This window comes from Thermosyntropha sp. (genome assembly GCF_017656155.1).
Lineage (GTDB): Bacteria > Bacillota > Syntrophomonadia > Syntrophomonadales > Syntrophomonadaceae > Thermosyntropha.
The window spans coordinates 53,060-65,031 of the sequence record NZ_JACDOH010000001.1 but is presented as its reverse complement, the minus strand read 5'-3'; the positions used below and the strand labels follow the sequence as shown (position 1 = coordinate 65,031).

Here is an 11,972-nt window from a genome sequence, read left to right as displayed (position 1 = left end):
ACATTATTTTACCTTTAATATTATTTTATGGCTATCAATATTTCAGATTTTCTTACCCGTGTTTTTAATTGCGGCATATTTCTTACGGGTAGCTTCCCCCCCTCTTATATGCCTCTCTGCCTTGTTCTGCTCTAATATTTTCTTAACCTCTTCTGCCAGTTCTTTATTTATGTGAGGAAGTCTTTCTGTTACATCTTTATGTACCGTGCTCTTGCTAATCCCAAAAACTTCTGCGGTTTGTCTTACTGTATTTGAAGTTTTTATAATATACTGAGCAATTTTAACCGCTCTTTTTCTTATATAATTTTGCATCTCTTTCCTCCCTCAAGGTGATTATTAAAAAATATATTCACCTCAAAGAGGAAGGAGAACTTAATAATTCATTTTATAAAATTCTACATTATGGTAATAATATTTAATTATTTCTTTATAATCATATCCCCTGAGAGCCATTCCATTTGCTCCATATTGACATAATCCAACTCCATGTCCATATCCCCTGGTTTTTATCTCAATTTTATCGTCTTTTCTAATAAATTCCCACCAGGTTGAAGGTAAATTTAACTTTCGGCGCAGTAAACTAGCTTCAAAAATATGATCATTTATTTTAACTTTTCGAGCTCTTCCGGTACTATCCCTTTCAACAATTTTTATAGTCTTGATATCCTTATCTATATTCAACACTCTTTTTATATGGCTGCATTCTATTTGATATTTTTTTATATAATAAGGTGAAGAAGTACAGTATTTACAATTTACAGATCTGAGATACGGTAACCTCTTTTGCCATACTTCATCTGCATTGGCCGTCTTTCCTCCGCAGGTAGAGTGATATAAGGCATCCACAGGTTCACCTTCATAAACTATTATTATCCCTTCTGTTTGAACAACTGCCTGCTTTATTTTATTAAGGAATTGGCCACTCCTGTCAGGATCTTTTTTCTTAAAATTTTCCGGGGATATATATGCCTGACATTCATTTACATCATCTGAAAGGTCAGCTCCCCCTTCATATTTACGTCCGCTCAATATTTTTCTTACTGCATAAGTCCTTGCACATACTGCCTGGGCTTTTAACGCTTCTATTTCAAAAGAAGCCGGCATTTCCGCTGCAACTGCCCCAACTACATACTCTTCTAAATTTATTTTTATTATTTTCTTTTCTCTGCTTAAATATAATCTTATATCAAGCCCTTCCCTAACCTCCATTTTATTTTTTGAACATTTTAAACCAAAAAAAATAATTATAAAAATCAATAAAATAATTACATATTTTTTCTTCATGCCAAATTTTATTAAAAAAAAAAGACTTATATGCCAGTTATACCTCTTTTATATCTGCTCCTAAAGCTCTTAATTTTTCCACTACATTTTCATAACCCCGGTTAATATGATAGCTGTTAGTAACAGTCGTACTTCCTTGAGCCATCATCCCAGCTATTAAAAGGGCTGCTCCTGCCCTCAGATCAGTAGCAATTACCTCTGTTCCATGTAATTTTGAAACTCCTTTTATTATTGCTGTTTTACCTTCAATTTTAATAGATGCCCCCATGCGCATTAATTCCTGGACATGCATAAATCTATTTTCAAAAACCGATTCTGTAATTATGCTGCTTCCATCCGCACAGCTTAAATAAGCCATAAATTGGGCCTGCATATCTGTTGGGAAACCGGGATATGGCATAGTTTTGATATAAACCGGATTTATTTTTTTCTGTCCTTTTACCCTTATCTGACTACCCCTTTCCTCAACTTCGACTCCTGTTTCAATAAGCTTGGCAGTAATTGCTTTTACATGTTCGGGAATAACATTATTTATTAAAACATCTCCTCCCGTAGCAGCTGCTGCTAACATAAAAGTACCCGCTTCAATCCGATCAGGAATACAGGAATATTCTGTTCCTTTAAGTTCTTTTACCCCTTCAATTCTAATTATATTAGTACCAGCTCCGCTTATTTTCCCTCCCATTGAATTTATGAAATTTGCTAAATCTACTATTTCCGGCTCTAGAGCCGCATTTTCAATGTAAGTTGTTCCACTTGCCAGGGCTGCTGCCATCATTATGTTTTCTGTTGCTCCTACACTTGGAAAATCTAAATAGATATGAGTCCCTTTCAATTTATTAACCCTTGCTATAATATCGCCCCCGGAAAAAGTAAACTGAGCTCCCAAGGCTTTAAACCCTTTTAAATGTAAATCAATCGGCCTGGTTCCTATAGCACAACCTCCTGGCAAAGAAACCCTCACTAATCCTTTGGTTGCTAAAACAGGTCCCATCAAAAGAAATGAAGCCCTTATTTTCTTCACCATTTCATATGGGGGATGATTATATCTGGCTTGTCCAATAATATTCAGGTCTTTTTTATCTTCTTTAACTTCTACTCCCAATTCTTTCAACAAAAACTTTATTACTTTTACATCCTCTATAAACGGCACCTTTCTCAAAACTACCTTTTCTTCTGTTAAAAGTGTAGCCGCTAAAACCGGCAGTACTGCGTTTTTAGATGAACTTATCTCCACCTCTCCGGTAAGCCTGGCTTCTCCCTGAACAACCATTTTCATAAATAATCACCTCCTTTCAGGGTAAAATATACCCGACACTAAATTATTGAAAGTGTCGGGCTTTTACGCAAAATTTAATATTCTCCTAATATAAGCGGTGCCCCGATTATTATATATGTTTTATTCCTTTTTTCATCCGGGGTAATGGCTATCTGTAAGTTGCATCTATTAACTCCGACTTGCACTGAATTGATATATGGCTTAAGTTTTGAAGAATAGGCTGCACAGCTGGTAACTTTTTTATTTTTAAACCAGTTTCTCTCTTTCGCATCTAAATTTTTTAATATTACTTTTATAAGTTCATCTTGTGATTCAAAATTAATTATTCCGTCAAGTTCTCCTTGATAGGTATAATAATACGTCCATTTTATCCCGATAAGCTCATTGAGCCGGGACTCCCATTTTCTTAAATCTGTTATATCTCCCTTTTCATTGACAGATACTACAAAAAAGGTTTCCTCTAGGATAAGATCCGATTCTAAAACTAAAACGATTTTCATCTTGTTATCGCTGTATTGATAAAAAATCGTATTCTTTTTATCATCTTCCACCAACTTCATGTTCTCCGGAGTAAAAGATATATTGAAACCTGCCAGTATTTTTAGCATATATGCCTTTAATTCAGAAGGAGATGAATCTGTTTTTATTTTTGCCCAAGCATCTAAATTTGATGAGAGAGAATTTGCACCGATTGATGTAAAAGCTAGGTAATATGGTGAACGATTCGTAAGCTGTTTGCCAATAGTGTAATCTATAGTAAAGCTGCCAAAAAAACATAATATTGTAAAAACTGTTAAATATAATAAAATCTTTTTCATAAATAAAAAAACCTCCCCCAATACTTTCCTATTAAAAATTTTTGCCTTGACTAAACAGGTTTATTCATGATTTAAAGTGGGGGAAAAAAATTAAAACCTGCTTTGAGCAGGTTTTCGAATTATTTATCTTTTCCTTTTTCATCAATACACCCTTCAACAAAATCAGGTAAAACCCAACTAATTTATTCCTGTTTTTTTTGCATCTGTTCCAAGTAAATCTCTTTTTTCTTTTTGGCTTCTAAAGCCCTTTTCTGGACTCTTCCCAGCTGCCACCATATAAGTATACCAAAAAGCACCGTAATAACAAAAACAGAAACTATCATATATATAAATTTTTCCTGCATATTTTATCCCTCAAAATCTGATTATTTTTTATTTTTACCATCATAATATTTAGCCCATTTTTCCTGCCTTTTTTGGCGCTGTTCTTCTATAATCCTTTTTCTCTTTTCAACTCTCTTTCTTCCCTTTTCCTCCATCTGGTGCAAGATCTGCCATAATAAAAGGAACAAGGCTACTTTAATCAGATAGTAGATAAGGATAGCTATTAAAAAAACTTTAATTATGCTTTGCTTATCCACATTCAAACCTCTTTAAGCCTTTCTTTTTCTAGCTTAAAGCCGGAAGCACAAAACTTCCGGCTTTAACAATTCTACTGTTCATTATAAGCATCAGCTGCTTTAAGCCTCGCAATAGCTCTCTGCAAAGCCTTTTGGGCACGAACAAAGTCAATATTTTCGTCTCGCTGTTCTAGCCTTCTTTTAGCCCGTTTCAAGGCTTCCTGAGCCCTCAACACATCAATTTCATTTCCCAGTTCTGCTGTTTCTGCCAAAACCCGGGCTTCATTATAAATTACTTCCATAAAGCCTCCGCTGATAGCGACTTTACGAATCTGACCATCAGCATCAGTATATCTTAAAACCCCAATATTCAAAGCCGCAATCATTGGTGCATGATTTTTCAAAACCCCTAGTTCACCCTGGGTTTCAGGAACTACAAGAAACTGAACCTCTTCACGCAGAAGGATTTCTTCCGGCGTAATTATTTCTAACATAAAGGTGTTTTCTGCCATAGGCTACGCCTCCAGACTCTTAGCTTTGGCAAGTACCGTATCAATATTTCCTACCATATAGAATGCTGCCTCAGGTAAATTGTCATGTTTACCTTCTAAGACCTGAGTAAATGATTCAACCGTTTCTGCTACCGGTACATATATGCCTGGGTTACCGGTAAACTGTTCTGCAACATGGAACGGTTGAGACAGGAACCTCTCAATCTTTCTAGCTCTAGCTACTATCAATTTGTCTTCATCAGTCAATTCATCCATGCCCAGTATAGCTATAATATCCTGCAGTTCCTTATATCTCTGCAGTATTTGCTGTACTCCACGTGCTGCATAATAATGTTTTTCTCCTAAAATCTGCGGATCTAAGATTCGCGATGTAGAATCCAACGGGTCAACTGCAGGATATATTCCTTTTTCGGCAATAGACCGAGCCAAAACCGTAGTTGCATCAAGGTGAGCAAAGGTAGTCGCCGGTGCCGGGTCAGTCAAGTCGTCAGCCGGGACATAAACCGCTTGAGCTGAAGTTATTGAACCATAACGGGTACTGGTAATGCGTTCCTGTAAAGTTCCCATATCGGTTGCCAGAGTAGGCTGATAACCAACAGCAGACGGCATACGTCCGAGAAGGGCTGAAACTTCGTTACCTGCCTGAGCAAAACGGAATATATTATCTATAAATATCAAAACATCCTGTCCCTTTACATCACGGAAATATTCCGCAATGGTAAGTCCGGTTAAAGCAACCCTCAAACGTGCTCCTGGCGGCTCATTCATCTGTCCATATACCAGTGCACACTTTTCAATAACTCCAGATTCACTCATTTCAAGCCATAAGTCGTTCCCTTCACGGGTTCTCTCACCAACACCGGTGAAAACTGAATAACCGCCGTGCTCATAGGCGATATTCCTTATAAGTTCCATTATTATAACTGTCTTGCCAACACCCGCACCGCCAAAGAGGCCTATCTTACCACCTTTTGCATATGGGCAGATAAGGTCGGTAACCTTTATGCCAGTTTCCAATATTTGAGTGGCCGGCGTCTGGTCAACCAATGCCGGCGGACGACGGTGAATAGCCCAGTATTCTGCTGCATCAACAGCGCCTTTTTCATCAACCGGCTCGCCAAGTACATTAAGTATTCTTCCCAGACATCCTTCTCCTACCGGAACTTTAATGGGATCACCAGTATTGACCGCCTTCATCCCCCTCATAACACCGTCGGTTGACTGCAGAGCAACACATCTTACAGTATCATTTCCTAAAAGCTGCATAGCCTCAAGGGTAATATCTAAGTCTTTAGGTCCTCTGTAACTGGAGTCTTGATCTTCTGCCTTTATTTTAATAGCATTCATAAGATCGGGTAATTCACCAGGTTTAAACTTTATATCGACAACCGCACCTATAACCTGGACTACCTCGCCATAAGTTACATTAGCCATTCTCTACTTTCCTCCTTTTTTGAGAGCTTCGGCTCCACCAACTATATCCAGGATTTCTTTGGTAATTGCAGCCTGACGCGCTTTGTTCATTTCCAGAGTCAAACTGTCAATGATTTCTCCCGCATTTTCAGTTGCATTGCCCATTGCGGTCATACGCGCACCGTGTTCACTCGCTTTCCCTTCCAGCATGGCATGATATATCTGGCTGCCGATATAGCGTGGTAATAAGCTTTCCAGTATAATTTTGACATCCGGCTCGTAAATATACTCAACAAAAGTTTCTTCCGTTTCCCCTTCCTGAGTTGGTGGTTCAATGGGCAATATCTTTTCAATTGTCGGAACCTGACGCAGCGCATTTACAAAGCGTGCATAAACAACATATACTTCATCAAGTTCACCGTCTTCATAGGCTTTCATTACATACTGCCCGATTTCCCTGGCGTCTGCATAATTCACAACGTCTCCCAGGTTAACATATTCAGCTACCAGTCCACCACGCTTTCGGAAAAAATCGCGCACTTTACGCCCTACTGCTATAACATTAAATTCAACATCTCGTTCGTCCTCTTCAATAGCAGTATTAACCGCTTTAATAATGTTAGTATTATATGCACCGCAAAGCCCGCGGTCAGCTGTAACCACTATATATCCCACTTTTCGCACTTCTTCCCTTTTTTGCAGCAATGGATGTTCAATGTCACCTGCTACAGCAGCTAAACGGGCTATGGTATCACGCAAAGTTTCAGTATAAGGCCGGGAAGCCTCCGCACTCTCCTGAGCCCGGCGCAGTTTGGCTGCTGCTACCATTTTCATAGCCTTGGTGATTTGCTGAGTGTTTTTTACACTGCGTATCCGGCGTTTGTAGTCTCTTACACTTGCTCCTGCCATCTAATCACCGCCTAAACTGCAAAAGTTGACTTAAATTCTTCAATCGCCCGGTTCAGTTTTTCCTTGGTATCATCCTCCAGCCTTCCGGTGTCTCTGATAGTGGCTAATATATCAGCATGTGTACTGTGCATATATTTCAGGAAATCCTGTTCAAATTCAGCGATTCTGTTGGTAGGAATATCATCTAAAAATCCATTTACACCGGTATAGATTATTACTACCTGTTCTTCCATGGGCATCGGGTTATACTGTTTTTGTTTCAGGATTTCACTTACTTTTTCACCACGGGTAAGGCGTGCCAATGTAGCCTTATCCAAATCAGAACCGAACTGGGCAAATGCAGCCAGCTCACGATACTGAGCCAGGTCAAGTCGGAGCTGTCCAGCAACTGATTTCATAGCTTTGGTTTGAGCAGCACCACCTACACGGCTTACGGAAAGCCCTACGTTAATAGCCGGACGCTGACCAGCATAGAACAAATCAGTTTCCAGATATATCTGTCCATCAGTTATTGATATAACATTAGTCGGTATATATGCAGAAACATCGCCTGCCTGGGTTTCAATTATCGGCAGGGCAGTAATTGACCCTCCGCCATGTGCTTCATTCAGCTTACATGCCCGTTCTAAGAGGCGGGAATGCAGATAGAATACATCGCCCGGATAAGCTTCGCGTCCAGGAGGACGTCTGAGCAAGAGTGACATTTCACGATAAGCAACTGCATGCTTAGAAAGGTCGTCATAAATTATAAGAACATCCGCCTTATCTGTTTCCATAAATTCTTCTGCCATTGCTACACCTGCATACGGTGCTATGTAGAGCAGAGGTGCAGGTTCAGAAGCAGTAGCAGCAACTATAATGGTATAATCCATAGCTCCCATTTCTTCAAGTTTAGCAGCTATACCGGCAACCGTTGACTGCTTTTGTCCTATTGCAACATAGATGCATATCATATCTTTCTTTTCCCTCTGATTTATAATCGCATCTATGGCAATTGCAGTTTTACCAGTTTGGCGGTCGCCTATAATAAGCTCACGCTGTCCTCTTCCAATAGGAACCATGGAGTCAATAGCCTTAAGTCCTGTCTGCATAGGAGTATCAACTGGTGCACGGGTAACAACACCCGGAGCTATACGCTCAATAGGTCTATAGGCAGTTGCATTTATAGGGCCTTTTCCATCAATCGGCTGCCCTAATGCATTAACTACCCTTCCCAGCATGGCTTTACCAACCGGAACTTCCATTATTCTTCCAGTAGCCTTAACTATGTCGCCTTCTTTGATGTGTTCATAGTTACCTAACAAAACGGCACCGACATTATCTTCTTCCAGATTGAGAACCATTCCATAAGTTCCACCCGGAAACTCTAAAAGCTCGCCAGCCATGGCACCCTGTAATCCATAGATACGGGCGATACCATCACCAACATATATTACAGAGCCCACATTGCTAACTTCGACCTCTGATTGGTAGCGCTCAATCTGCTGTTTTAATATAGCGCTAATCTCTTCAGGTCTGATACTCATTTATGTGCTCACCCCTATCAATTAACTTATCTTTGCCTGTCTTAATTTTTCACGCAGCGTTTCCAGTTTCTTGGCTACCGTACCATCAATAACCTGATCGCCAATCCGGATTTTCACGCCCCCAAGTAAAGCAGGTTCAACTTTTTGTGTAATTTTAATAGTTTTTCCTGTTGCTTTTGACAGCTTTTCAGCTAAATCCTTAATATATTCTTCCGGCACTTCACGAGCAGCCACAAGCTCCGCCTTTGTGATATTGCGTGATTCATCCGCCATGTTCTTATACTCTTCGGTTATGATTTCTATATATTTTTCACGCCTTTTATCAACAATCAAATGTATAAAGTTAAGCGTATTTTGAGATACCTTTTCAGCCAAAAGCTTTGTCATCACATCTTTTTTGGCCTGGGGCTGGATTAACAAATGCCCTAAATATTCCTTTAAATATTCGGTTTCATTGAGTATCTTAACTACTGTTTCTAAATCTTTTTCAAATTCATCAATCTTTCCCTGTTCCTGTGCCAGGCTGAAAAAAGCTTCGGCATAGCGTCTAGCGACGCTTTTATTTAACACATCAAATCGCCTGCCTCATTAACAAAGTTTTTCACCATGTTCTTGTGATCCTCATCAGTAATTGCACGTTCTAAAACCTTTTCTGCTGCCATTAAAGCTAACATGACAGCAGCATCTTTAAGTTCCATCTTAGCTTTTTCAGTCGCTGCCTGGATTTCTGCATAAGCCTTATCTTTGATATTGTCGGCTTCCTGCTGAGCCTTGGCTATAATTTCATCTTTAGCATCTTCTGCAGCCTTGGTGGCACGGGCTACTATTTCCTGAGCCTGTTTGCGGGACTCAGCTAAATTAGCCTGTGCTTCTTTCCTCATTTCTTCAACTTCTACTTTTACCTGTTCGGCATGCTTAAGTGAGCTTTCAATAGTATTAGTACGCTGTTCCAACATATTGTTAATCGGATCAAAAGCAAACTTATATAATATCGCTAACAGTATAAAAAAGTTAACAGCAGTCCATCCTATGGCATACCAGTTAAACAGCTTAGGCGTATGCCCTTCAGGTGCAGGTATAACCCCTCCTGCCCCGGCTCCACTGGCATAAGCTAAACTTGCAAATCCTATGGTCATAATAAGGGTTAAAAGGAGGATCATAAAAACATTTCTTTTTCTTATCACGGACGTTTTACCTCCAATCTCAGAACAAATAGTATTCAGGCGATAGAGCTAAATTTCCAAATAATAAGTGCTCTATCGCCCTGCAAAAATGAATTGACGGTGTAGTACTATTACATTTTCCCAACCAGCATAAATGCAATCAAAAGACCATAAATAGTTAAGGTTTCAATAAATGCGAAGGTAATGAACATAAGGGTTCTTACATCCCCACCTACTTCTGGTTGTCTTGCAATAGCCTCAATAGCTTTGCCGCCGGCAATACCCATTCCAACGCCACCGCCAAGACCTGCAATAGATACAGCTAAACCTGCTCCTAAAGCAATACCCATTTTTTTCCCCCCTTTCACAGCATCATCAATATCAATGGGTTAATCATAGACCTCAAAGTTCTAATGTCCTTCACCAGTTGCAGTAGCTATGTAACTGGCGGACAAAATAGTAAATACTACCGCCTGGATAGCTGCCAGAAGCACACTTAACCCCATAAGAAGAGCTGGAACAAAGAATGGAACCAAATACAGCATAAAAGCAAGAATCATTTCTTCTCCAAATATGTTTCCGAATAGACGGAGAAACAGGGATAAGGGATGTGTAATTTCTTCCAGCAAATTAAGCGGCAGCATGAGCGGACTCGGGCTTATAAAATGCCCCAGGTAATGTACACCATGTTCAGAAAAACCAGCTATTTGAACGGTAATAGCAGTTATAAGAGCAAGGGTTAAAGTAGTATTCCAGTTTGCGGTGGGCGGTTGATAGCCAGGTATGTTCCCAGCACCAGGGATTAAACCGCTGTAGTTGGAAACAATTATAAACAGGAAAAATGTTGACAAAAGTGGAGCATACTTTTTCGCAATATGTTCTTTGTCCATGAGCTGGGTAAAAAAATCATAAGTCCATACTATCAGGGCTTCAAAAGCATTCTGCAAACCCCTCGGAACCATCTGCATGTCTCTGGTTGCCATAAAAGCAACTAACCCTATTAAGGCTATTATCACCCACTGTGTGACAATTATATGGTCAACCGGTATAGGACCTATGTGAAAAAGTGCTCCATCCAACATACCAAAGGTAAACATCTTTTTCCCCCCTTCCTGCGCCTTTTTTCATAAAACGCATATCTTCACCTGCTAAAGCAGGTTGAATTCATTCTCTCTCTTCGTTCTTTTGTTCGTTAACAGAAGACACCCTTCTGTCATTAAGCCTTTCCCACATTATTTTACCCGCAGTTGCTATTCCTAATAAAGTTCCAATTACTGTAAATACCATGTGGGTATCAAACTTTTTATCCAACCATCCACCGCCTAAAATCCCTAAGGCCACAGATGCTGCTACTGAAGTAGCCAAATTTATCGCATTTGCCAGGGCTTTAGGCCAGTTTTGCTTTTTTTCAGCCATTTAAAAATCTCCTTAAGAGGATATTATTCCATCTTAATCTATTCAATAAAATTTTTAAAATCCCTTCTACTCAACCTAAAATTTTTTCATTTTTTGCGACAATTCACTCAAAATATTCGGAAAATTTATCAACATCTATCAATTTTTGTATTTTGCTTTGCCTATAAATCCAAATATCCTTTTTGCAGAAGCTTATCAACATGCTCTTTAAGCATCTCATCTATATTAATCCCATAATTATCTTCCATAACAAACATCATTGTCACTGCTGTCTGGGCAACATCCAGGAGTTCCCGAGCAATTTGGCGCAGAACCTCATCTTCCGGCATATTAACCTTTTCTCCACTAAGGCCACGAAATTTTCCAATCGCCTGAGCAAGTTCTCCTGCTTCCTCCATAAGTTTTAGGGCAGTAGACTCCAGGGTCGGATTTAATTGGTTCAGTTTCGGCAGTGAAAGTATCTTAGTATTCATAAAGACTCTCCCCAGTATTTATTATATTACAATACGCCATGTATTATTGCCAACATTTTTATCGGATATAAAATGCTTTTATTGCCTGCATATTGTTTACTTGTTTATTATCTTTCGTCATTTTAATCTCCATTATACCACTAACTATCCTGGCCAGGCTTGTATAAAACCAGCTCAATCCCTGCTTCATTCAAAAGTTCTAAAGCCAGATCATCATTAAAATTTCCTTCATGAACTACCTTGGTTATTCCGGCATTTATTATCATACGGGCACATATTATACAGGGCTGATTCGTACAATATAAAACAGCCCCTTCAGTGGATACTCCATAATACGCAGCATTTATGATAGCATTTTGTTCTGCATGCACCCCACGGCATAATTCATATCTATGTCCAGATGGGATGTTCATAGCTTCCCTCAAACATCCTACCTCCAGACAGTGTTTAAGCCCCCGCGGAGCTCCATTATAGCCAGTTGCAATAATGCGGTCTTTCTTTACCAAAACTGCACCAACCTGTCTTCTAATACAGGTTGATCTGCTGGCCACCAGTCTGGCTAGCTGCAGAAAATACTCATCCCATCCCGGTCTTTGGCCGAATTCAAATCCCTGCATAG

At 39.5% G+C, this 11,972-nt stretch carries 17 protein-coding genes; all 17 read right to left on the bottom strand.

Going from position 1 to position 11,972, the window contains the following annotated elements:
* Positions 1 to 42 precede the first annotated feature (42 nt).
* Positions 43 to 312 carry a sporulation transcriptional regulator SpoIIID gene (spoIIID, locus tag H0Z36_RS00280; protein WP_296862778.1) on the bottom strand — a complete coding sequence of 90 codons (270 nt, stop codon included), beginning with the start codon at positions 310 to 312 and terminating at the stop codon, positions 43 to 45.
* 60 nt (positions 313 to 372) lie between these two features.
* Positions 373 to 1,209 carry a stage II sporulation protein D gene (spoIID, locus tag H0Z36_RS00275; protein WP_296862776.1) on the bottom strand — a complete coding sequence of 279 codons (837 nt, stop codon included), beginning with the start codon at positions 1,207 to 1,209 and terminating at the stop codon, positions 373 to 375.
* Positions 1,210 to 1,321: 112 nt separating this feature from the next.
* Positions 1,322 to 2,563, bottom strand: a complete 1,242-nt coding sequence (murA, locus tag H0Z36_RS00270) for a UDP-N-acetylglucosamine 1-carboxyvinyltransferase (protein WP_296862774.1) — start codon at positions 2,561 to 2,563, stop codon at positions 1,322 to 1,324.
* A 74-nt stretch (positions 2,564 to 2,637) separates the two neighbouring features.
* The gene (locus tag H0Z36_RS00265) at positions 2,638 to 3,381 is read right to left on the bottom strand and encodes a YwmB family TATA-box binding protein (RefSeq protein ID WP_296862772.1); all 744 of its coding nucleotides are present in this window, start codon (positions 3,379 to 3,381) and stop codon (positions 2,638 to 2,640) included.
* A 182-nt stretch (positions 3,382 to 3,563) separates the two neighbouring features.
* Entirely contained in the window at positions 3,564 to 3,704 is a 141-nt protein-coding gene (locus tag H0Z36_RS00260; RefSeq protein WP_296862770.1) for a hypothetical protein, read from the bottom strand.
* Between the two features lie 42 nt (positions 3,705 to 3,746).
* Positions 3,747 to 3,962 carry a hypothetical protein gene (locus tag H0Z36_RS00255; RefSeq protein WP_296862769.1) on the bottom strand — a complete coding sequence of 72 codons (216 nt, stop codon included), beginning with the start codon at positions 3,960 to 3,962 and terminating at the stop codon, positions 3,747 to 3,749.
* Between the two features lie 71 nt (positions 3,963 to 4,033).
* The gene (locus H0Z36_RS00250) at positions 4,034 to 4,453 is read right to left on the bottom strand and encodes a F0F1 ATP synthase subunit epsilon (protein WP_296862767.1); all 420 of its coding nucleotides are present in this window, start codon (positions 4,451 to 4,453) and stop codon (positions 4,034 to 4,036) included.
* A gap of 3 nt (positions 4,454 to 4,456) precedes the next feature.
* Positions 4,457 to 5,887, bottom strand: a complete 1,431-nt coding sequence (gene atpD / locus H0Z36_RS00245) for a F0F1 ATP synthase subunit beta (protein ID WP_296862765.1) — start codon at positions 5,885 to 5,887, stop codon at positions 4,457 to 4,459.
* A gap of 3 nt (positions 5,888 to 5,890) precedes the next feature.
* Complete coding sequence (gene atpG, locus H0Z36_RS00240; RefSeq protein WP_296862762.1) at positions 5,891 to 6,775, bottom strand: ATP synthase F1 subunit gamma; 885 nt, start codon at positions 6,773 to 6,775, stop codon at positions 5,891 to 5,893.
* 11 nt (positions 6,776 to 6,786) lie between these two features.
* On the bottom strand, positions 6,787 to 8,301 hold the full coding sequence (gene atpA / locus H0Z36_RS00235) for a F0F1 ATP synthase subunit alpha (RefSeq protein WP_296862761.1): 1,515 nt from the start codon (positions 8,299 to 8,301) through the stop codon (positions 6,787 to 6,789).
* A 21-nt stretch (positions 8,302 to 8,322) separates the two neighbouring features.
* Positions 8,323 to 8,871: a F0F1 ATP synthase subunit delta gene (locus H0Z36_RS00230; protein WP_296862759.1), complete on the bottom strand. Its 549-nt coding sequence runs from the start codon at positions 8,869 to 8,871 to the stop codon at positions 8,323 to 8,325.
* Entirely contained in the window at positions 8,865 to 9,485 is a 621-nt protein-coding gene (atpF, locus tag H0Z36_RS00225; RefSeq protein ID WP_296862757.1) for a F0F1 ATP synthase subunit B, read from the bottom strand. The genes H0Z36_RS00230 and atpF overlap by 7 nt, the downstream gene beginning before the upstream one ends.
* A 110-nt stretch (positions 9,486 to 9,595) precedes the next feature.
* Positions 9,596 to 9,814 (bottom strand): ATP synthase F0 subunit C, encoded by a 219-nt coding sequence (gene atpE, locus H0Z36_RS00220; protein ID WP_296862755.1) that lies wholly within the window; start codon positions 9,812 to 9,814, stop codon positions 9,596 to 9,598.
* Between the two features lie 60 nt (positions 9,815 to 9,874).
* Positions 9,875 to 10,561, bottom strand: coding sequence for a F0F1 ATP synthase subunit A (gene atpB, locus H0Z36_RS00215; protein WP_296862753.1), 687 nt, complete (start codon positions 10,559 to 10,561; stop codon positions 9,875 to 9,877).
* 67 nt (positions 10,562 to 10,628) lie between these two features.
* Positions 10,629 to 10,880: an AtpZ/AtpI family protein gene (locus tag H0Z36_RS00210; RefSeq protein WP_296862751.1), complete on the bottom strand. Its 252-nt coding sequence runs from the start codon at positions 10,878 to 10,880 to the stop codon at positions 10,629 to 10,631.
* A gap of 161 nt (positions 10,881 to 11,041) precedes the next feature.
* Positions 11,042 to 11,353 (bottom strand): MazG-like family protein, encoded by a 312-nt coding sequence (locus H0Z36_RS00205; RefSeq protein WP_296862749.1) that lies wholly within the window; start codon positions 11,351 to 11,353, stop codon positions 11,042 to 11,044.
* 140 nt (positions 11,354 to 11,493) lie between these two features.
* Positions 11,494 to 11,970 carry a cytidine/deoxycytidylate deaminase family protein gene (locus H0Z36_RS00200; protein WP_296862747.1) on the bottom strand — a complete coding sequence of 159 codons (477 nt, stop codon included), beginning with the start codon at positions 11,968 to 11,970 and terminating at the stop codon, positions 11,494 to 11,496.
* Positions 11,971 to 11,972: the final 2 nt, after the last annotated feature.